Here is a 21,095-nt window from a genome sequence, read left to right on the forward strand (position 1 = left end):
CTGCAGTCGCCCCCTGCGCGCGCCCCGTCCGGCACGGCGCTTGCGTGGCGAGCCTGCCCCGCCCGCTCGCGGCGGCGCCGGCGCAATCGTGCCCCCGGCGCAGGCCCGGGCGGCTCACCGAGGAGCTCCCCATGGCATCCCGACGCCGCGGCAACGCCGCCACGCTCTCCCGCAACGCCGCCGAGCTCGCGCTCGCCACGCCCCAGGTCATGGCGCACCGCCTGGCGCGGCTGGCCCTCGCCGGCCCCACCTGGTCGCCGCGCGACCGCAAGGAATTCACGTTGATGGGCATGGAAAAGGTCGGCGCCTTCGCGCAGGCCTGGAACGCCATGTTCTGGTCCGGCGTGGTCAGCAGCCAGACCATCGCGATGCAGTACTGGTCGGCCTGCTTCATGCCCTGGCTGGGCACGCGCCGCACCGAAGACGTGATGCGGCAATGGCAGCGCGCCGGCCTCACCGCGATGGGCCGTGGCCTGGCGCCGATTCACGCCAAGGCCACGGCCAACGCCCGCCGCCTGGCCACGACGCCGTTGCTGCCGATCGGCGGCAAGCGCTGAAAAGCAACACGGCCGGAAGACCCGGCCGTGTTGAGACATTAGCCCGCGCCCGCGCGGGGCCGCGGCGCGCTCAGCGCTTGCCGCGCGCCTGCTCGTAGAGCGGCAACACCTGCTGCGAGGTGGCCTGCAACTCGCTGATGCGGGTCGAGGCCGAGGGGTGGGTGGAGAGGAATTCGGGCGGCGAATCGCCGCCGGCCGCCGCGCCCATTTTCTGCCACAGCGTCACCGCGGCGCGCGGATCGAAGCCCGCGCGCGCGGCGAGCTCCACGCCCATGCGGTCGGCCTCGGTCTCGTGGGTGCGGCTGTTGGGCAGCGTGAACATCACCTCGCTGAGCTTGCCGCCCAGGTCGGAGGCGGCCGACGAGCCGGTGGCCATCGACAGCACCTGCAGGCCGATGCTGGTGGCCATCTGCTGCGACACCCGCTCGCGCGCATGTTCGCGCAGCGCATGCGCGATCTCATGGCCGAGCACCGCCGCGAGCTCGTCGTCGGTGGGCTTGACCTTGCTCAGCAGGCCCGTGTAGACCGCGATCTTGCCGCTCGGCATGCACCAGGCGTTGACCTCATCGACCGACAGCACGTGCACTTCCCAGGGCCAGCCGGCGGCGTCGGCACGAAACACGCCGACCTGCGCGATCAGCCGCTGCGAGATCGCCTTCACGCGATTGACCTGGGTCGCATCGCGGTCGAGCAGGTTCTTGCTGCGGGCTTCCTGGATGATCTCGGAATACTGCTGCGCGGCTTCCTGGTTGAGCTGCTGCTCGGGCACCAGGCTCGACATGTATTGCTTGCGGTCGACCCCGACCGAACCCGACTGGGTGGTATTGACGCTGGCGCAACCGGTGAGGATGGCCAGCGCGGTGGCCGCGGCGGCCAGGGCGGCGCGGCGCAGCCAGGGCGAGGGATTCATCATAGGCGTCATGAGGGTCTCCGGCGGGGGTCAGGGGCAGTCAGGGCGCGTGGCGCGCGGGCAAAGCCCGGGGCTTCAACCGCACTGGCCGCGATGGATCAGCGCGTGGTCGATCAGCACCAGCGCCAGCAGCGCCTCGGCGATCGGCGTGGCGCGGATGCCCACGCAGGGATCGTGCCGGCCGAGCGTCTGCACCACGGTGGGCTCGCCCGCGCGGTTCACGGAACGGCGCTCCACGCGGATGCTGGAGGTGGGCTTGATCGCCAGCGACACGGTGATGGGCTGGCCGGTGGAAATGCCACCCAGCACGCCGCCGGCGTGATTGGACAGGAAGCCGTCGGGGGTGATCTCGTCGCCGTGCTCCGAGCCGCGCTGCGCGATGCTGGCGAAGCCCGCGCCGATCGACACGCCCTTGACGGCGTTCAGGCCCATCATGGCGTGGGCGATGTCGGCGTCGAGGCGGTCGTAGATCGGCGTGCCCCAGCCGGCCGGCAGGCCTTCGGCCACGACTTCGATGCGCGCGCCGATGGAGTCGCCATCGCGGCGCAGTTCGTCCATGTAGTTTTCGAGCTGTTCGACCACGCCGGCATTGGGCGCGTAGAACGCGTTGTTGGGCACTTCATCCCAGGATTCGAACGGGATCTCGATCGGGCCGAGCTGGCTCATGTAGCCGCGCACCCGCACGCCGAATTCGCTCGCCAGCCATTTCTTGGCCACGGCGCCGGCCGCCACGGTGGGCGCCGTCAGGCGGGCCGACGAGCGGCCGCCGCCGCGCGGATCGCGCACGCCGAACTTGCTCCAGTAGGTGTAGTCGGCGTGGCCCGGACGGAAGGTGTCGGCGATGTTCGAGTAATCCTTGCTGCGCGCGTCGGTGTTGCGGATCAGCAGCCCGATCGGCGTGCCGGTCGTGACGCCCTCGTACACGCCGGACAGGATCTCGACCTGGTCGGCCTCCTGGCGCTGCGTGACGTGGCGCGACGTGCCGGGACGGCGGCGGTCGAGCTCGCGCTGGATGTCGGCCGCTTCCAGCGGCAGTCCGGGCGGGCATCCGTCGATCACACAGCCAATCGCGGGGCCGTGCGACTCGCCGAAGTTGGTAACGGTAAAGAGAGTGCCTAAGGTATTGCCGGACATGGGATTTTTCTGGGAAGCGGGGTTGATGCCAGCCCAGATTATGACACCGACGCCGCCAGAATCCGTATCTGGTGGGCCGGCACGGGCCGGCCGAGCAGGAATCCCTGCATGTAACGGCAGCCCATGCGGCTCAGGATGTCGCGCTGGGCCTCGGTCTCGACGCCCTCGGCCACCACCATCAGGCCCAGGGCCCGGCACATGCCCATCAGGGCCGACACCAGCTCCTGGCTGACCACGTCCGACTCGATCTCCGCCACGAAGCCGCGGTCGAGCTTGACCCAGTCGATCGGCAGGCGGCGCAGGTGCGTGAGGCTGGAGTAGCCGGCGCCGAAGTCGTCGAGCGCCACCTGCACGCCGCGGGCGCGCAGCGCATTGAGGGTGGCGACGTGGCGTTCGTATTGCAGGATGAAGACCGACTCGGTGATCTCGAGCACGAGGCGATGCGGCGACAGCCGGCTGTTGGCCAGCACGTGCGCCACCTGCAGCGGCAGCTCGTCGGCATACATCTGGCGCACCGACACGTTCACGTGCAGGATCCACGACGCCGGCCAGGTGACGGCGCGGGCGCAGGCCGTCTCGAGCACCCACGCGCCCAGCGCCACGATCAGCCCGGTGCGTTCGGCCAGCTCGATCACCACCAGTGGCGACACGTCGCCATGCACCGGATGGTGCCAGCGCAGTAGCGCCTCGCATCCCTGTATCACACCGGAGTCGGTGTCGCAGACGGGCTGGTAGTGCACCTCGAACTGATCCATCGACGACGAGGCCAGCGCCACGCGCAGGTCGTGTTCGAGGCCCTGGAAATGACGCTGGCGCTCCAGCATGGCCGGCTCGAACAGGTTCCATGCCGGGCCGCCTTCGTCGAGCTGCAGCATGGCGATGTGCAGGCTGCGCTCGAGTTCGTCGAAGTCGGCGCCGTGCTCGGGATAGAGCGCGGCCGACAGCCGGAAGCCCACGATCAGGGGTTGCCCGCGCAACTCGTAGGGCCAGGACAGCTGTTCGAGGATGTGCGGCGCGAGCTCGGCGATCTGCCAGGCCTCGACGTCGGGCGCCCACACCATGAAGGAATCGGTGGAGTAGCGCGCCACCAGAAAGTCGTCGGAGAGCTCGTGCAGGCGCTGCGCGACCATGGCGAGCAGGGTCTTGTTGTCGGCCATGTTGAGCATGGCCGACAATGACGGGTGCTGGATCAGCTTGACCAGCAACACGGTATCTTGCGTGGCGATGGCGCCGCTGCGGCGCATGCTGCGCTCGACTTTCTGGCGCAGTGAGTCGGGCGTGAGCGCGCCCGTAAGCGAATCGCGCGCCAGGCGGCGACGCAATCGATACTCTCTACATACAAAGAAAATCAGTGTGGCGGCAAAAGCCACTCCCGGCAGCAGACTCTGTCCCACCAGGTCATCCAATCCCACGGAGCCCCCTTCTCGCGAGTACAGCGCCGGTGTCAGACACCGTCACGGGTATCAGCGGGATTATGCATGATTTGATACGAATTCAACCGGATATTTAGCGCCGGTTTCTGCATAAAGGCGCTCGAATCCGGGAAAGCGATTAGGCCGTCCGTCCCGCCGGCAATGTTTTGATTCGTATGTTGAGAAAAATCACTACACTGGGAAACATCTTCGAAGCCGGGCGCGCGCCCTTCTTTCTCCCCCCTCGATGCCTTTGCTCCCACGTCTCGCCCGGGCGGTGCTGCCTCCGCTGCTCGCCCTCTGGATCGGCGCACAAGCGCTCGGCGCCTGGTCCGGCTGGCGCATCGCGCTCGATGGCCAGCGCGAGCATGCCGACCTGATCGCACGCGCTTACGCCACGGTGCTCGATCAGGGCGCCGCGCCCGCCGCTGCCGCGCCGCGTCTCGCCCTGCCGCAGGGCATGAGCGTGGCCATCTTCGAGAACGAGCGCCTCGCGCTCACGCTGCCCGACACGGCGGCCTCGGCCACCCGCACCCTTGCCCGCGCGCCCTGGCGCAGCGCGGACGGCGCGCGCCAGGGCGAGGTGGTGGTGGGCGCCCTGCCCCTGGCGCCGCCGCCGGCGCTCTGGCACGCGGCGGGCCTGCTGCTGTTGCTGGGCGTGGCGGCCGCCGCGTGGCTGCTGTGGAATCTGCGCGCCGGCCGCCGGCGCTGGCAAGCGGGCCCGGTGGCCCGGCTGGCCGAACACGTGCGCCAGGCCGGCAGCCAGGCCGCCGCAGGCGATGAGCGCGGCGACTTCGGCGCCGTCCACAGCGCGCTCGACGAGCGCGACGCCCAGCATCAACGCCAGCTCGCGGAGCGCGACGAGCGCATCGCGGCCCTCGAAAACGAAGCCCGCTACGACGCCGTCACGCGCCTGATGAACCGGCGCGTGTTCTTCGACGTGTTCCGCAATGCGCTGCGCGCGCCGGGCCAGGGCAATCCGGCCGGCCACGTGCTGATCTTCCGCCAGCGCGACATGGCAGAGATCAACCGCCACATGCATCACGAGGCCACCGATCAATGGCTGCGCCTGACCGCCACGCACCTGAGCCAGACGCTCAGCAGCAACGGCGGCGTCGGCAGCATGCTGGCGCGCATCAACGGCTCGGACTTCGCCGCCCTGCTGCCCGACGGCAGCGGCCGGGCCGCGCGCGAGCTGGCCGAACACATCCGGCGCGAGCTGCGGCTGCGCCGCCTGCCGCTCAAGACCGGCCAGTGGTGCCGCTGGGCGCTCGCGCTCACCGCCTATCGCGCCAACGAGCAGGTCGGTACCGTGCTCGCCCGCCTGGATCACGCGCTGATGCGCGCCGAGATCTCCAACAGCGACGAGCTGCAGCTCGCCGACGACAGCAGCGCCACGCGCGTCGACGGCGAATACAGCTGGCAGGACATCCTGGTGCGCGCGCTCGAAGAGCATCGCTTCTTCCTGCGCCGCGAGACCCGCCGCGACACGCTCGGCAACGTGATGCACTACAAGGCCACCCTGTGGCTGCGCGATCCCGGCGCGACCGAGCCGATCCATTCGTCGCAGTTCATGCCGCCGGCCAGCCGCCTGGGCCTGGCCGCCGACTGCGACATCCAGTCGGTGCGGCTGGCGCTCGACCAGCAGGTCGGCGCGCCGGGCGAGCTCGCGGTGCAGCTGGCCCCCGCCTCGCTCGATCAGCCCTCGTTCCGCCAGCGCCTGCGGCGCCTGCTCGAAGACCGGCCGGCGCTGGCGCGCCGCCTGGTGCTCGAGATCGATGCGCACGGCCTGGTCGATTACTTCGAGGGCGTGCAGGCGCTGTGCGAGATCGCCGCGTCGGCGGGTGCGCGCGTGGGCGTGCGCCGTCTGTCCGAACAGTTCGCCGCGCTCGAGCGCCTGCACCAGTTGCCGCTGGCCTATCTGAAGATCGGCGGCAGCTTCGTGCACAGCCTCGCCGCCAGCCCCGGCAACCGCCATCTCGCCGCCACGGTCGCGCAGACCGCGCGCACGCTGGGCGTGCCCGCGTACGCGCAGCACGCCCCCGACCAGGCCATCCGCGAGTTGCTCGGCTCGCTCGGCTTCGTCGTGCTCGAGGCCGAGGAGATCAACGAATCCACGCTGCACGCGCTCGACGATGAAGACGAGATCGAGGCCGCGCCGCCCGCCGCCGACACGCTGGCCGTGCACGCACCGGCGGCCGACGGCGCCGGGGCCGGCAGCGGCGAGGCCGCGTTGCCCGCCTGGCCGCTGAGCGGCAGCGGCGTGTCGCGCAAGCGCCAGGAGCAGGCCGACCAGCGCCTGTCGGAGCTGGCGGGCGCGCTGCAGGCGCAGCGCCAGATGCACTCGCTGCTGTCGCACGAGCTGCGCACGCCGGCCGCCACCATCAGCGCCGCCGCGCAATCGCTCGAGACCATCCTGGCCGGCAGCGGCCAGGAGGTCGACAGCCGGCTCGCCCGCATCCGCCGCGCGGTAACTCGCATGATCGACATGCTGGACACGGTGCTCAGCCCGCAGCGCCAGCACGACCAGGCGCTCACGCCGCGCCCCGAATCCTGCGACCTGGGCGAGCTGGTGCGCGAGACGGCCGCCAGCATCCAGCCCGACACCGCGCACCTGCTGGTGGTCAACACCGAGCCGCACGTGCCGGTGCTGTGCGACCCGCTGCTGACCGGGCTGGTGCTGCGCAACCTGATCCAGAACGCGATCAAGTATTCGCCGGCCGACAAGTCGATCCAGATCGACGCGGGGCTGTCGAGCGGCGCGCATGGCGCGCTGGCCTGGCTGGCCGTGACCGACCAGGGCAGCGGCATCGACGAGGCCGACGCCGAGCAGATCTTCGAGCCGCACTTCCGCCGCGCGGCCCATCGCGAGACGCCGGGCAGCGGCCTGGGCCTGCACCTGGCGCGCCAGATCTGCATCAGCCAGGGCGGCTCGCTGACCGTGCAGACCCAGCCCGGCCAGGGCGCCCGCTTCGTGATCGCCCTGCCCACGCCGGCGGCGGCCGGCCGGCGCGGCTGACCCGCCCGGGACCGGGCAAGAAAAAGCGGCGCCCGCGGGCGCCGCTTTTTTTTGAGCTTGCCGCCGCTCAGGCCGCGAACACGTAGCCCTGGCCGCGCACCGACAACACCGGCAGCTTGAAGCCCGCCGATTGCGCCTTGGCGCGCAGCCGGCTGACCATCACGTCGACCCGGCGCGGTTCGAAATCGTCGGGATTCTCGGGCTGGATGATCTCGGCCAGCACCTGGCGCGTGACCGCCTTGCCGGCGCTGTCGATCAGGGTCATGAGAAAGATGCGTTCCTGCGCGTTGAGGTGCAGCGACACCCCTTCCGGGCCCACCAGCACCCAGCCGCCTTCCTGCAGCGACCACTGTGCCGAGGGCCGGCCGGCCTCGGCCACCGCCTGGCTGGAGGCCGCCGCGGCCGCCGCGCCGCCGCGCGCCAGGCGCATGCGGCGCGCGAGGCTGCGGATCACCGAGCTGAGCTCGAGCAGATCGACCGGCTTGGTGAGATAGACGTCGGCGCCGCCTTCCAGGCCGCGCACGCGGTCTTCGAGCGCGCCCCGGCCGGTCAGCATCACGATGCCCATGGGGCTGAGCGCCCGCAGGCGGGTCGCGACGGAGAAGCCGTCTTCGCCCGGCACGTTGGCGTCGAGGATGACGATATCGCAGGGTTGGGACTGGAGATTGCGGTAGAACGACGCCGCGTCCGCGCAATCGAAAACCACATTGAACCCATAGCCACCCAGACCCAGGGCCAACTCTTCGCGAAAGTCTTCATCGTCTTCGAGCAGACCAATACGCAACAATCCGTCGGCAGCCAGCATGGCTTCCCCTTACTTCGATATGGCCCCTTGATGAAATAACACATCACAGGCCGTTGATGATGTGACAAATTTTACCCGTGATGCAACGATTTGCGCGCGAACGGACACGGGACACGCGCGAAGTGTGTCCAATCGTGGCGCCCTAGCGTCAGCGTGCGGTCAGGAAGAGCAGCTCACCTCGATGCCGGCGGCCCAGTCGGGCGGCAGCCCGGCATAGGCCTCGAAGCCCGGGCGCGCCTCGAATGGCGCGCGCAACAGCGTGAAGAGCCGGTCGATCTCGCTGGCGTCGCCCCGCGCCGCGGCGCGGATGGCCTGCTCGGCCAGGTGATTGCGCAGCACATAGAGCGGATTGACGCGGTCCATCGCGGCGGCCCGCTCGGCGGGCTCGCGCGCCTCCTGCGCGTGCCGCGCCGCCAGCCGCGCGTACCAGGCCTGCGCCGCCGCGCGGTCGATGAACAGGTCAGCGAAGCCTTGCGGCTCGCCCCGCACCGCGTCGGACAGGCGGCGAAAGCTCAGGGTGAAGTCGGCGTGATGGGTGTCCATCAGCCGCAGCAGGTCATCGAGCAGCGCCGCGTCGTCGGGCTGCCATTGCGCCAGCCCGAGCTTGGCCGCGATGCGGTCGTGAAAGGCGCTGGTGAAGATGGCCTCGTAGCCGTCGAGCACGCCGCGCAGCGCATCGGCGTCGGGCACCAGCGTGTGCAGGCTGCTCGCCAGGCGATAGAGATTCCACAGCGCCACCGAGGGCTGGTGGTCCCAGGCATAGCGGCCCTGGGTGTCGGTGTGGTTGCAGATGTGGTTGAGCGCGAAACCATCCATGAAGCCATATGGGCCGTAATCCAGCGTCAGGCCCAGGATCGACATGTTGTCGGTATTCATCACGCCGTGGCAGAAGCCGACCGACTGCCAGCCCGCCATCAGCAGCGCGGTGCGATGCGTGACCGCCTCGAGCAGGGCCAGCAGCGGGCCATGCTCGCCCGGCGCCTCGCGGCAGGCGGGGTAGAACCGGTCGATCACGTAGTCGGCCAGGATCCGGAGCTGTTCGGGCTGGCGCCGCGACGACCAGTGCTCGAACGAACCGAAGCGCACGAAGCTGGGCGCCATGCGGGTCACCACCGAGGCGGTCTCGATGGTCTCGCGCACCACCGGATCGTCGGACACGGTGATGGCCAGCGCCCGGGTGGTGGGGATGCCGAGGCCCTGCATGGCCTCGCTGGCGAGATACTCGCGCACCGACGAGCGCAGCACCGCGCGGCCGTCGCCCATGCGCGAATACGGCGTCATGCCGGCGCCCTTGAGCTGCAGTTCCCAGTTACCCTGCGGACCGCGGACCTCGCCCAGCAGGTGCGCCCGGCCGTCGCCCAGCTGGCCGGCCCACACGCCGAACTGATGGCCGCTGTAGACCGCGGCCAGCGTGTCGCCACCGGGCAGCGGCGCATGGCCGGACACCACGTCGAGAAAGCGCTGCGTGCCGAGCTCCGCCGGGTCGAGCCCGATCAGGGCGGCCGCCTCGGTGTTGACGTGCAGCAGGCGCGGCGCCGACGGCGGCCGCGGCTGCAGGCGGGTATAGAAGTCGGGCGGCAGCGCCGCGAAGCTGTTGTCGGTGCTGAGCTGGTCGAGCCGCAGGCCGGCGGCGGTGGGGGATGTGGATGGCTGGGTCATGCGCGGCGCTCCCGGGCCGCGCGCTTGGCCGGCCTCACGTAGAAAATGGCGCTCAGGAAGAACACCGTGGCCAGAATGGCCTCGACCGCTCCCAGCAAGGCAGCTGCCGCGCCGGGATCCGAGGTGGCGCGCACCACGCCCTCCATGACGTAGAGCAGCATCATCATGCTGGCCCACTGATAGGTATAGAGCCGGCCCCGGGCGATGCCGCGCAACGGCGCCACCAGCGGCAGGGCCTTGAGCACCAGCCAGGAACCGCCCGGACGCAGCGGCGCCAGCCACAGCTCCCAGGCAACGCACAGCACGATCAAAGCCAGCAACGACGCGGTCGCGAGGCGGCGCAGGTTCGGATTGAGTTCGGCGGTCATGCTGCTATTATCGCCTGATGGAGCACCCCGCCGAGACCCATCAGCCAGGGGCGGTTCCGCCCGCCACTCCCCGCCCCGTCCGGTCGTCCTGGCCGGCACGCGTGCTCAAGATCGTCCGTTTCGCGGCCCATCGCGCCGACGAAGAACGCCTGCTCCAGGTTTCCTCCAGCCTCACCTTCACCACCGTGCTCGCCATCGTGCCGATGCTGGCCGTGGTGCTGTCGCTGTTCACCGCCTTTCCGGTGTTCCAGGAATTCCGCGTGGCGCTCGAGGATTTCCTCACCAACAGCCTGATGCCGCCGTCCGTCTCGGACAACATCATGGACTACCTGAACCAGTTCGCGCGCCAGGCCTCGCGCCTGACGGCGATCGGCGGCGCCTTCCTGATCGTGACCTCGCTGTTGTTGATCATGACGATCGACAAGACCTTCAACGACATCTGGCACGTCACCCGCCAGCGCCCCCTGCCGCAGCGCGCCCTGGTCTACTGGGCCGTGATCACGCTGGGCCCGGTGGTGGCTGGCGCGAGCCTGTGGGCCACCTCGTTCGTGGCGCGCGAGTCGCTCGGCCTGGTGAAAGACGTGCCCGAGCTCGTGTCGCTGGCGATCTCGTTCATCCCGCTGCTGCTCACGGGCCTGGCCTTCGCGGCGCTGTTCGTGGTGGTGCCCAACCGCCACGTCTACTGGAAAGACGCGCTGACCGGCGGCTTCGGCGCGGCCATCCTGCTCGAAATCATGAAGTCGGCGTTCGCGTACTACCTGACGCGATTTCCCGCCTACACCATCATCTATGGCGCCTTCGCCACGCTGCCGGTGTTCCTGCTGTGGATCTATCTCTCGTGGCTCTCCATCCTGTTCGGCGCCACGGTCGCGGCCACGGCGCCGATGATCCGCATGGGCCGCTGGGACATCAACCGCGCGGCGGGTGCCGCGTTCATCGACGCGCTGGGCGTACTCGAAACGCTGGTGCGCGCGCAGGGCACCCTGCCCGCCGGCCGCAGCTCGAACCATCTCTCGCGCCTGCTGCGCCTGCACCAGGACGAGCTCAACGACGTGCTGGAAGCGCTCAACAGCCTCGGCATGGTGGCGCGCACCGCCGAGCAGCGCTGGGTGCTGGCCTGCGATCCGCGCGACACCTCGCTGGCCCCGCTGGCCGACCGCTTCCTGCTCGACCGCAACCAGCGGCGCGTGCGCGAAGACCCGCGCATCGAGACCCTCGCGCAGCGTTTGCTGCAGCGCGACAATGCGCCCACGCTGGCAGATCTGATCGAGCTGTCGCACAATAACGGCATAGACTCGGCGCAACCCGCCACGCCCACGGCCGATCCCGGCACCGTGGCCATTCTGCCGCTCGACACCGCAAAACGGTTACCCGACCCGGGCAGGGCCAACAAGGGCTGATCCGAGACAGGCATAGGCGGGCCGTGCGCCCCAGGAGAATCACCATGTTGAAAGTCAGCGAAATTCTGCGCGTCAAGGGCGACACCTTGTACACCGCATCGCCCGACACCCCGGTGTCGGTGGCGGTGCGCACCATGAGCGAGCAAGACATCGGCTCGCTGGTCATCATGGAATCCGGCATGCTCACCGGCATGCTCACGTTCCGCGAGATCATCCGCTGCATCCACGCCGCCGACGGCAAGCTCGGCGACACCACCATCCGCGCCATCATGGACGACGCCCCCGTGAGCGTCTCGCCCAACACCAGCGCCGACGAGGTCCAGCGCCTGATGCTGGAGAAGCACGCGCGCTACATCCCGGTCATGGACGGCCCGACCCTGATGGGCGTGATCTCGTTCTACGACATGGCGCAGGCGATCGTGGCCGCCCAGCAGTTCGAAAACAACATGCTGAAGGCCTACATCCGCGACTGGCCCATGGAAAGCGCGGGCGCCGAAGACAAGCAGCCCTGACGGCCTGCCTTCGCTGCGAATTCCGAATGGGGCGCCCTGGCGGCGCCCCATTGTTTTTCAGGCCAACACGCGCAGCCAGCGGGGCGGCCGGGCGGGACGCGGATGGCGCGCATCGCGATCTCCCTCCGCACCCGCCACGATGGCGAGCGCCGGCCCGACGCCCGCCTCACGAGGCCGCGCTGCGCGCGGCGTGTCGTTGCGCGACCGCGGCGTGGCCGAACTGCTCGCGATACGCGCTGGGGCTGGTCAGCACGATGCGGCGGAAGTGCCGCCGCAGCGACTCCTCGGAGCCGAACCCCGCCAGCTCGGCGATGCGGCCGATCGGCAAGGGGGTCGGCACCTCGAGCATCTCGCGCGCCGCCGCCACGCGTTCGCGCACGAGCCATTCATAGGGCGCCATGCCGGTGGCGTCGTGAAACTGCCGTTGCAGCGTGCGCGGGCTCATCGCCGCGCGGTCGGCCAGCGAGCGCAGGGTGTGCGCCTCGGCGCAATGCTGGCGCATCCAGTCCATCAGCCGGGTCAGGCGTCCGCTTTCGTCCTGCGGCATGGGGCGCGGCACGAATTGCGCCTGCCCGCCCTCCCGATGCGGCGCCACCACCAGCCGCTGCGCCACGCGATTCGCCACCGCGCCGCCGTGATCGCCCCGCACCAGATGCAGCAACATGTCCAGCCCCGCCGCCGAGCCCGCCGAGGTGATGACCTGCCCCGCGTCGACATACAGCGCGTCCGGCTCGACGCGCACCAGCGGATAGCGCTGCTGCAGCGTCGCCGCATAGCGCCAGTGGGTCGTCACGGTCTTCCCGTCGAGCACGCCGGCCGCTGCCAGCACGAACACACCGGAGCAGATCGAGCACAGCCGCGCGCCGCGCCGGTACGCGCGGCGCAGCGCCTTCAGGAGGGGCTCGGGCGGCGGTTCGTCTGCATCGCGCCAGCCCGGGATCACGATCGTGTCCGCACGATCGAGCAGCTTGAGGTCGTAGGGCGCGGCGACCGTGATGCCGCCCGCGGCGCGCAGCGGCCCGGGCTCGATCGCGCAGACCGCGAAGCGATACCAGTCGACCCCGAGCTCGGGACGCTCGAGCGCGAAGAGTTCGGTCACGCAGCCGAATTCGAAGGTGCACAGCCGGTCGTAGGCCAACGCGACGACGAGATGCTTTTTCATGGCGTAATGTTACCGGACATTGGCATTCACGCCACTTATCCGCGGCCGGGTCCGGCGCCAGAATGGGCACCTGGACGGCGCATCGGGCCCGTCCACTTTCCAGCCCCCTTGAAACAGAGTTCGCCCATGTCGACCACCAATGCCGTCACCGCCCTCCCTGCCGCCGACGCCGCGGCCGCCCTCGCCCACTTTCGCGCCTCGCTGCAGTTCGAAACCGATTGCTCCGATGTGGCCAGCGCGCTGGCCAGCGGCACGCCCGGGTTCGTGCTGCTGGATGTGCGCAGCCCGGCGCTGTATGCGCAGGGCCATGTGCCCGGGGCGGTGAATCTGCCGCACGGCAAGATCGTCGAATCGAAGCTCGTCGACTATCCGGCCGACACCCTGTTCGTCACCTACTGCGCGGGCCCGCACTGCAACGGCGCCACGCGCGGCGCGCTGCGCCTGGCGCAACTGGGGCGTCCGGTGAAGCTCATGATCGGCGGGGTGACGGGCTGGCTCGACGAGGGCTTCGACCTCGCCACGAGCGCGGACGCGGCCGAAGGCCGCAATGCGGACCGCGCGGTGGCGCCGTCCTGAGGCCGCCGCCGGGACGGCGCGCGAGGCTGGCATGCTCGAGCCGGCGGGGCAGGCGCCGCGGGCGCCCGAAAGAAAGGCGCTGCCCGAAACGAACGGGGCGCCCGACATGAAGGGGCGCCCCGGGGGGATGCGGGCTCAGGCCGAGGCCGCGCCGGCGTTCTGCCCGGCAGGCCTCAGGCGGCCGCGAGTGGATCGTCGAGCAGTTGGGGCTCGCGCGGGCCGTTGCGCAGGCTGCGCCAGGCCTCGTAGATCAGGGCGGGATCGTTTGCCGCCAGGCGCGTCGGATCCGACAGCAGGCGGCGCCAGCGCCGTGCACCGGACTGGCTGTTGACCAGGCCCAGCATGGGCCGCGTGATCACGCGCAGCGGCACGCCGCGCGCCACCTGGTCGGCGGCGTAGGCCGTCATGGCATCGACCACCTGCGCATCCGAAGGCAGGCGGACCGACGGCCACAACTGCATCGACACCTCGGACAGCACGCGCGGATTGTGCCAGGCCGCGCGGCCCAGCATCACGCCGTCGAACTGCCCGGCAGCGTGCACGGATTGCGCCGCATCAGCCAGACCGCCGTTGAGCACGATGGTGCAATCCGGAAAGTCGCGCTTGAGCTGCGCCACCACGTCGTAGCGCAGCGGCGGGATCTCGCGGTTGTCCTTGGGCGAGAGGCCCTTGAGCACCGCGTTGCGCGCGTGCGCGACGAACACGCGGCAGCCGGTGTCGTAGATCTTGCCCACGAAGTCGCGCACGAAGGCGTACGACTCGTCGTAGTCGAGACCGAGCCGGTGCTTGACCGTGACCGGCACGCTGACGGCGTCCTGCATCGCCTTCATGCAGTCGGCCACCAGGTCGGGCTCGGCCATCAGGCAGGCGCCGAACGAGCCCCGCTGCACGCGCTCCGACGGACAGCCGCAGTTGAGGTTGATCTCGTCGTAGCCCCACTGCTCGCCCATCCGGGCCGCCTGCGCCAGCGCATCGGGCTCGCTGCCACCGAGCTGCAGCGCCACGGGATGCTCGGCCGCGTCGAAATCGAGGTGCCGCGCCACGTTGCCATGCAGCAGCGCACCGGTGGTGATCATCTCGGTGTACAGACGCGCGCGCGGCGCCAGCAGCCGGTGGAAGTAGCGGCAGTGGCGGTCGGTCACGTCGATCATCGGGGCGACGCACAGCCGCCAATCGGGAGAGGTCAAGAATCGCTCATGAAAAAACAAGGACTTGCGTTATTTTACCGGGCTGTGACCGTCCGCGGGAATGGCCCCGGCCGGCGCCGCCTGCGGCCCGCGCGTGCGGGTGGATCTCTGGGTGGATCTCTGTTCGGTGGCCCGCTGATCCGGGCCGGGCCTCGCGTGGTCTAAAATTGCGGCGCTGCGGAGCCGCGCGATGCGCCGGCCCGCCCCCGCCAGGCCCGCCTGTACGTCAACTTCAGCCCCGTCACCGATCAATGGCCGTTTTCACCCTCGTATCCGAGCAAGACGCGCGCGCCCTGCTGGCGCACTATGACTTGGGAGAGCTGATCTCCCTGCGGGGTATCACCGCCGGTATTGAAAACACCAATTTCTTCCTGCACACGACGCGGGGAGAGTACGTGCTGACGCTGTTCGAGGTGCTGACCCAGGAGCAACTGCCGTTCTATATCGAGCTGATGCACCACCTGGCGAGCCGCGGCATTCCGGTGCCCCAGCCCCAGACCCTGAAAGACGGCACCCGCCTGACCACCCTGCACGGCAAACCGACGGCCATCGTGTCGCGCCTGCCGGGCGGCTATGAGCCGGCCCCGGGCCCGCGCCACTGCGCGCTGGCGGGCGCCACCCTGGCCCGCACCCACCTCGCCGGCCAGGACTATCCCCTGCAACAGCCGAACCTGCGCGGCCTGCCCTGGTGGGAACAGACCGCGCCCAAGGTGCTGCCGTTCCTCACGCCCGAGCAGGCCACGCTGCTGCAAAGCGAGCTGCAAGCGCAACAGACCGCCGCCGCCAGCTCGCTGTGGCCGCAACTGCCCAGCGGCCCGGCCCACTGCGATTTGTTCCGCGACAACGTGCTGTTTGCCGGCACTTTCGACGACCCGCTCATGGGCGGCTTCATCGATTTCTACTTCGCCGGCTGCGACTCCTGGCTGTTCGACGTGGCGGTGAGCGTGAACGACTGGTGCATCGTGCGCGAGACCGGCGAGTTCGTGCCCGAGCTGGTCGAGGCCTGGCTGGCCGCCTATGCCGCCGAGCGCCCCTTCACGGACGCCGAGCGCGAGGCCTGGCCGACCATGCTGCGCGCGGCCGCCCTGCGCTTCTGGCTGTCGCGCCTGTTCGACTTCTTTTTGCCGCGCCCGGCGCAGACGCTCAAGCCGCACGACCCACGTCATTTCGAGCGAGTGTTGCAAGCACGCCACCGAAGTGCACTTCCCGTCTTGCCCTGAAAGCTCAGGTCAGCATAATGATGAGTAAGCGTTCCGTCCCCGGCTCCTCCCCCTGACGAGACCTATGCAAGCAGCATCCCTCCCCGCATCCTACGGCTGGCAATGGGTACGCGACGGCCTCAGGCTGTTCGCCAAGCAGCCCCTGGCCATCTTCTTCTGGGCGATGTTCATCAGCTTGCTGGTGGTGTTCGCCACCGTGACGCCGCCCGTCGGCCCGCTGCTGTTCGTGGCGCTGATGCCCGCGATCACTGTGATGACGCTGGCCGCCTGCAAGCACATCGAGGCCGACCGCGTCATGCTGCCCTCCATGTGGCCCAAGGCGCTGCAGCTCCCGGGCGTGTTCCGCAAGCTGCTGGTCATGGGCGTGGCCTATGCCGTGGTGAGCCTGCTGGCCGGCCTGGTCAGCTTCCTGCCTTTCTCCGATGCCCTCACGGCCGGCCTGCGCGCCGCGTCGGTGGAAAACGACCTCACGCCGTTCGTGTTGGCCATGCGCGTGCCGCTCTTCATCTTCGCGGTGCTCTACGTGATCATCGCCGCGCTGTTCTGGCACGCGCCGGTGCTGGTCGCCTGGCACGGCCTGCGCCTGCGCCAGGCCCTGTTTTTCTCGGGCATCGCCTGCTGGCGCAACAAGTGGCCCTTCATGGTCTACGGCGCCGCCTGGATCCTGATCTTCTTGTTCATCGACCTGTGCGCCGGCATCCTGGTGTGGATGGGCATTCCGGCCAACCTGGCCAACACGCTGCAGATCCCGTTCAACATCGCGGCGGGCGGCATCCTGTATTGCAGCTTCTATCCTGCCTATACCTCCGTGTTCGGCATCGATAACCCCCACGCGCATCTCGACCACCGCCACAGCGCGCACGCATGACGCCATGCGCCAGGGGCGCAGCACCGGCACCCACCGGAGCACGCGCCCCGCGTCGCTGATGAAGGCGACGCTGATCGGATAGCGCATGCCGATCGTGTGCACCGCCCGGCAGGGCGCCAGCCACAACCCGGTGCGACGGCCCAACGGCCGACGCCGCCCCAGCAGGCCACGCAGCCGGCCCCGCCACCCTCGCGCACGCACCAGCCGCAAGCGGTCGGCCCCGGGCGCGGCCGCAGCGCCCGGCCCCGTCATCGAAAGAGCGGCGCCAACTGCCGCAGGATCGGGAAGGCGAGCACGATGAAGGTGCACGGAAAAATGCACAGCACCAGCGGCAGCAGCATCTTCACCGGCGCCTGCATCGCAGCCTCCTCCGCCCGCTGAAAGACATCGGCGCGCTGCTGCGCGGCCAGCCCGCGCAACACCGGGCCCAGGCTCGCGCCGCTCTGCTCCGCCTGGATCAGCGTGGCCACCCAGGCGCCCACGCCGGGCGCGGCCAGGCGCGCCGCGAGATGGGTCAGCGCCTGCTGGCGCGGCATCCCCGCCCGCATGTCGGCCAGCGCCGCGGCCAGGGCATGGCGCAAGACCCCGGGCGGCGCGTGCTCGTGCATCAGGCTCAAGGCCCCATTCACGCTCTGCCCGGCCTCCACGCACAACACCATCAGGTCGAGCAGGAACGGCAGGTCCTGGTCGGCATGGCGGCGCAACGTGGCCGCCCGTCGCCGCAGCCACAGCAGCGGCCAGCTGCCCGCCGCAAGCATGGCCACTGCCGTCAGGGCGAACACCCGCCCGGGTCCGACGCCGTTCGCCGAGGCTGCGGGGCCTGCCTCCGGGACGCCCGCCGGCGCGGCGGCGTCGGCGCCGTCCGCCCGCGCGGTCGAAACACTGCCGCCCGCCCGCTCGGCCGCGGGGTCGTCGCCCTGCCCGCCCGCCGCGCGGGGGTCGACCGTGCCGGCCGGCAAAACCAGCAGCGTGAGCGCCAGCGCCCCGGCGCCGACCGACATCACCACCATGAACGCGACCGGCAAGGCATGCGGCACGGCGGCCGACATGCCCGCGCGCAGCAGACCGATGCGCAGCCGATGACGGCTCTGCCAGGTCAGCCTGCGATCGCAGCGCTCGCACAGCGCGCGCCACAACGGCCAGCTGGCGCGGCACCAGCGCGGCAATTCGGCGGGCGCGGGGTCGGGCCGGCGCGGCCGGCCGGCCAGGCGCCGCAACAGGCGCCACGCCATCGCGCCCAGCAGCGCGGCGACGCCCCCGGCGAGCACGCTGGCGAGCCAGGCCAGCGGCACGAAGCTCATGACGCGCCCCGCATCACGAGGGGCGAACGGGACAGGCCCGCGCGCTGGCCCCTCACGCCCGGATCTGCAGGATCCGGCGTATCAGGTGCAGGCCGACGGCCTCGAGCACCAGCATCACGCCCAACACGGCCCAGCCGCCGGGCGTCTGCCACAGCGGTGCGATCTCCTCCGGCTGGAGCTGGTAGAGCGCAAAGCCCACCAGCACCGGCATGCCGGCCAACAGCCCGGCCTGCATCCGGCCCTGCGCGGTGAGCGCGCGCAACTTGCCCTGCAACTGCTGGCGCAGCCGCAGCGTCTGCGCGATGTTGTCGAGCGTCTCGGCCAGATTGCCGCCGCTGGCCGACGCCACCCGCAACGCGGCCGTCACGAGCAGCACCGCGTCGGTGGGCATGCGATGGCGCAAGCGCTGCAGCGCCTCGTCGAATGTCACCCCGAGTCGTTGCTCGCGCAACATCAGGCCGAACTCCTGCGACACCGGGCGCTCGCTCAGCTCGGCGAGATGACGCAGGCCCTGGCTCAGGCTCGCGCCCGCACGCAAGGCGCCGGCCAGGGACAACAGCGCGCCCGGCAGTTGATGCTCGAAGCGCTGCACGCGCCGCGCCCGCAGGCGCCGCAACAGGCGGTGCGGCACATGCACGGCGATCGCCCCGCCCGCCACTGCCATCATGGCATCGCCGGTGAGGATGAGCACCAGCAACGCCGAGAGCGCTGCGAACAACAGCGCCACGCCGAAGAGCCGGGCCGGGTCGATGAACAGAAACAGCTCCGCCAGCCCCAACCCGGCGGACCGGGTGTAGGTTGCGCGGTATTGCTGCGCCGCGGGCCCCACCCAGACGCTGGCCTGCCAGGCCAGCCCACCCGCCGCCAGCAAGGCCCCCACGACGGCTAGCCACGACCACATCGCCGCTCACCATGCCGCTGCGGCGCGAGCCGTCGTGGCGGCGCCAGCACTCGCCGCGAGCGGCTGCGCAGCGGCCGACGTCGCGGCGCCCTTTGTCGCGGCGCGTGTCGTATCCGAAGCCATGTCCGAAGCCATGTTTGAAGTCGCGTACGAAGCCGCGTCCGAAGTCGCGTTGGCCGCAGCCATGGCGGCGGTGATGGTGGCAACCGGATCGCCTGCGACAGGCATGCCGAACGCCCGACCGGCAGCCGTCGCATCGACCGCGTCAAGCAGGGTATCGGCCTGCACGCGCCAGGGCGCGGGCGACATCGCGAGCGCATCGGTTGCGACAAAGCCGCGGCGCGCGTCGTGGACAAACAGCGCCTGCGTCTGGATGCAGCCGCTCTCGATGCCAGTGATTTCGACGATATCCGTGATGACGCGCAGCCCGGAGGCGAGCCGGCTCTGCTGCACCACCAGGTCGACGCTGGAGGCGACATAATCGCGCACCACCGGCAGCGGCAGGTCGAGGCCCGCCATCAACACCATCGACTCCAGGCGGCCGAGCGCATCGCGCGGCGAATTGGCGTGCAAAGTGGTGAGCGAGCCCTCGTGGCCTGTGTTCATGGCGGTCAGCATGTCGAACGCCTCCGCGCCCCGGCACTCACCCACCACGATGCGGTCCGGGCGCATGCGCAACGCATTGCGCACCAGATCCCGGATCTCGATACGACCGCGCCCTTCGGCATTCGCCGGTCGGGCCTCCAGGGCAATCCGGTGCGCATGCGCCAACCGCAGCTCGGCGGCGTCTTCGATCGTGATCAGTCGCTCGCCCTCGGGAATCGCATCCGAGAGCACGTTGAGCAAGGTGGTCTTGCCAGCCCCCGTGCCCCCGGACACGACGATGCTGCGGCGCGTGCGCACCGCATGCTGCAGAAACGCCGCCATGGCCGCGTCGAGCGCACCCGCCGCGACCAGGTCGGCCATGCGCCAGCGCCGCTGCGGAAACTTGCGGATCGTGATCACCGCGCCGCCCAGGGCAATGGGCGGGATCACGGCATTGACACGAGACCCATCGGCCAGCCGGGCATCGACCATCGGCGCCGATTCATCGACGCGCCGCCCCAATGGCGCCACGATGCGCTCCAGCACGCCGCGCACGGCGGCCTCGCCGCTGAACTCGGCGGCGTGATGCTCGATGCGGCCGGCGCGCTCGACGTAGATGCGATCGAAACGATTCACCATGATCTCGGTCACGGTGGGATCCGCCAGCAGCGCCTCGAGCGGGCCCAGCCCCAACGCCTCGTCGAGCACGTCGGCCGAGAGCCGCGCGAGATCGAGCGCCTCTGGCAGCCCGGACCCACGCACGGGTGCCGCACCGCGGGAGTGCGGGCCATCGCCGGCCTGCGCAGCCGCATCGGTGCCGCCTCCGGAAGGCGCGGCGCCGCCCGGAGCGGCGCGCGCTGCAGCTTGCCGCTCTGCCTCGAGCTCGACCACGAGCGACCGCATGTGCGCGGCCGCCTGTTCGCGCAACACCGCGTCGCTCATGCCCGCCACATCACGCCGCCGCAGCTCCAGCCGCTCGAGCAGCTCGGCGTGCAGACGCACGCGCAACGCGCGAATCTCCGGCGTGATCGGGGCGGGTCCGCCGCAAGTGCCCTTGCCTCGGCCGCCGCATCCTCCGTCAGTGCGGCCGAGGCAAGGGTGGGCGACGCCGAGCGAGGGGCAGGCTTCGCTCTCGAGGGCCGCGGCGCCGAGGGAGCCACCGCGCGGCAGGCCGTCGCGCAGGCCGGCCGCCCGTGCAATGGCAACGCCTGCCGCCGCGTGGCCTGCCGGCCCGTCGGATGACGCGGGTGAGCGCTGCGCTAGAGCGTCGTCTTGGGGCGTCTGCGCGCTGCGGTTTTGGCCGAGGGGTGCGGACTCGCTGGCTTGCGGTGGGTCTGCGGGCACACGGCTGGACGCCCCCGAGACGGGCGCCGCCGCGCCTGGCGCATCCGGAATGGCCGCCCCAGGGATGGGCGCGGCCGGCGGAGGCGCGGCCGGCAGAGGCGCGGCCGGCAGAGGCGCGGCCGGCAGGGGCACGGACGGGACAGTCGCCTCGGCATCCGGCCCGGCCCCCAGCGCG

General features: G+C 70.5%; 17 protein-coding genes and 2 pseudogenes. 7 read left to right on the top strand and 12 right to left on the bottom strand.

What is annotated here, in order from left to right:
• Positions 1 to 131: 131 nt before the first annotated feature.
• Positions 132 to 557 carry a polyhydroxyalkanoate granule-associated phasin gene (locus CEG14_RS15100; RefSeq protein ID WP_094827140.1) on the top strand — a complete coding sequence of 142 codons (426 nt, stop codon included), beginning with the start codon at positions 132 to 134 and terminating at the stop codon, positions 555 to 557.
• 70 nt (positions 558 to 627) lie between these two features.
• On the opposite strand, the gene CEG14_RS15105 is transcribed toward CEG14_RS15100, so the two are convergent.
• The 3 genes from CEG14_RS15105 to CEG14_RS15115 all read right to left on the bottom strand — a co-directional run bounded on the left by CEG14_RS15105 (position 628) and on the right by CEG14_RS15115 (position 4,013).
• A complete protein-coding gene (locus CEG14_RS15105; RefSeq protein WP_255032412.1) occupies positions 628 to 1,470 on the bottom strand; it encodes a M48 family metallopeptidase in 843 nt (280 codons plus the stop codon).
• A gap of 72 nt (positions 1,471 to 1,542) precedes the next feature.
• Positions 1,543 to 2,601, bottom strand: a complete 1,059-nt coding sequence (gene aroC / locus CEG14_RS15110) for a chorismate synthase (protein WP_094827141.1) — start codon at positions 2,599 to 2,601, stop codon at positions 1,543 to 1,545.
• A gap of 38 nt (positions 2,602 to 2,639) precedes the next feature.
• Entirely contained in the window at positions 2,640 to 4,013 is a 1,374-nt protein-coding gene (locus CEG14_RS15115; protein ID WP_094827142.1) for a putative bifunctional diguanylate cyclase/phosphodiesterase, read from the bottom strand.
• Positions 4,014 to 4,290: 277 nt separating this feature from the next.
• Between CEG14_RS15115 and CEG14_RS15120 the strand changes: the two genes are divergently transcribed.
• On the top strand, positions 4,291 to 7,032 hold the full coding sequence (locus CEG14_RS15120) for an EAL domain-containing protein (protein WP_256985726.1): 2,742 nt from the start codon (positions 4,291 to 4,293) through the stop codon (positions 7,030 to 7,032).
• Positions 7,033 to 7,099: 67 nt separating this feature from the next.
• Here the strand turns inward: CEG14_RS15120 and CEG14_RS15125 are convergent, their stop codons facing one another.
• The 3 genes from CEG14_RS15125 to CEG14_RS15135 form a co-directional block, all read right to left on the bottom strand.
• Positions 7,100 to 7,837 carry a response regulator transcription factor gene (locus CEG14_RS15125; RefSeq protein ID WP_094827144.1) on the bottom strand — a complete coding sequence of 246 codons (738 nt, stop codon included), beginning with the start codon at positions 7,835 to 7,837 and terminating at the stop codon, positions 7,100 to 7,102.
• A 159-nt stretch (positions 7,838 to 7,996) separates the two neighbouring features.
• A complete protein-coding gene (locus CEG14_RS15130) occupies positions 7,997 to 9,496 on the bottom strand; it encodes a protein adenylyltransferase SelO (protein ID WP_094827145.1) in 1,500 nt (499 codons plus the stop codon).
• Positions 9,493 to 9,864, bottom strand: a complete 372-nt coding sequence (locus tag CEG14_RS15135) for a DUF2069 domain-containing protein (RefSeq protein ID WP_094827146.1) — start codon at positions 9,862 to 9,864, stop codon at positions 9,493 to 9,495. The genes CEG14_RS15130 and CEG14_RS15135 overlap by 4 nt, the downstream gene beginning before the upstream one ends.
• Positions 9,865 to 9,881: 17 nt before the next feature.
• Here CEG14_RS15135 and CEG14_RS15140 point away from each other — a divergent pair, with 17 nt between their 5' ends.
• Positions 9,882 to 11,264 carry a YihY family inner membrane protein gene (locus tag CEG14_RS15140; RefSeq protein WP_094827147.1) on the top strand — a complete coding sequence of 461 codons (1,383 nt, stop codon included), beginning with the start codon at positions 9,882 to 9,884 and terminating at the stop codon, positions 11,262 to 11,264.
• A gap of 44 nt (positions 11,265 to 11,308) precedes the next feature.
• A complete protein-coding gene (locus CEG14_RS15145) occupies positions 11,309 to 11,776 on the top strand; it encodes a CBS domain-containing protein (RefSeq protein WP_094827148.1) in 468 nt (155 codons plus the stop codon).
• Between the two features lie 166 nt (positions 11,777 to 11,942).
• On the opposite strand, the gene ftrA is transcribed toward CEG14_RS15145, so the two are convergent.
• Positions 11,943 to 12,938, bottom strand: coding sequence for a transcriptional regulator FtrA (gene ftrA, locus CEG14_RS15150; protein ID WP_094827149.1), 996 nt, complete (start codon positions 12,936 to 12,938; stop codon positions 11,943 to 11,945).
• Between the two features lie 126 nt (positions 12,939 to 13,064).
• Here ftrA and CEG14_RS15155 point away from each other — a divergent pair, with 126 nt between their 5' ends.
• Entirely contained in the window at positions 13,065 to 13,514 is a 450-nt protein-coding gene (locus tag CEG14_RS15155; protein ID WP_094827150.1) for a rhodanese-like domain-containing protein, read from the top strand.
• Between the two features lie 173 nt (positions 13,515 to 13,687).
• On the opposite strand, the gene dusA is transcribed toward CEG14_RS15155, so the two are convergent.
• Positions 13,688 to 14,701, bottom strand: coding sequence for a tRNA dihydrouridine(20/20a) synthase DusA (gene dusA, locus CEG14_RS15160; RefSeq protein WP_094827151.1), 1,014 nt, complete (start codon positions 14,699 to 14,701; stop codon positions 13,688 to 13,690).
• A 251-nt stretch (positions 14,702 to 14,952) separates the two neighbouring features.
• On the opposite strand from dusA, the gene CEG14_RS15165 reads away from it, so the two are divergent.
• Both CEG14_RS15165 and CEG14_RS26640 read left to right on the top strand, forming a co-directional pair.
• The gene (locus tag CEG14_RS15165) at positions 14,953 to 15,921 is read left to right on the top strand and encodes a homoserine kinase (RefSeq protein ID WP_094827152.1); all 969 of its coding nucleotides are present in this window, start codon (positions 14,953 to 14,955) and stop codon (positions 15,919 to 15,921) included.
• A 64-nt stretch (positions 15,922 to 15,985) separates the two neighbouring features.
• Positions 15,986 to 16,789: a BPSS1780 family membrane protein gene (locus CEG14_RS26640; RefSeq protein ID WP_255032361.1), complete on the top strand. Its 804-nt coding sequence runs from the start codon at positions 15,986 to 15,988 to the stop codon at positions 16,787 to 16,789.
• A 6-nt stretch (positions 16,790 to 16,795) separates the two neighbouring features.
• Here CEG14_RS26640 and CEG14_RS26645 read toward each other — a convergent pair.
• The 4 genes and pseudogenes from CEG14_RS26645 to CEG14_RS26790 form a co-directional block, all read right to left on the bottom strand.
• A pseudogene (locus CEG14_RS26645) lies at positions 16,796 to 17,041 on the bottom strand (DUF192 domain-containing protein); the annotation flags it as partial.
• Positions 17,038 to 18,090, bottom strand: coding sequence for a type II secretion system F family protein (locus CEG14_RS15175; protein ID WP_256985728.1), 1,053 nt, complete (start codon positions 18,088 to 18,090; stop codon positions 17,038 to 17,040). The gene CEG14_RS15175 and the pseudogene CEG14_RS26645, both read right to left, overlap by 4 nt.
• A 52-nt stretch (positions 18,091 to 18,142) precedes the next feature.
• Positions 18,143 to 18,991 (bottom strand): type II secretion system F family protein, encoded by an 849-nt coding sequence (locus tag CEG14_RS15180; protein ID WP_094827153.1) that lies wholly within the window; start codon positions 18,989 to 18,991, stop codon positions 18,143 to 18,145.
• A 291-nt stretch (positions 18,992 to 19,282) separates the two neighbouring features.
• Positions 19,283 to 20,728 (bottom strand): annotated as a pseudogene (locus tag CEG14_RS26790) (CpaF family protein); the annotation flags it as partial.
• Positions 20,729 to 21,095: the final 367 nt, after the last annotated feature.

Origin of the sequence: Bordetella genomosp. 1 (assembly GCF_002261335.1) — a bacterium.
GTDB lineage: Bacteria > Pseudomonadota > Gammaproteobacteria > Burkholderiales > Burkholderiaceae_B > Bordetella.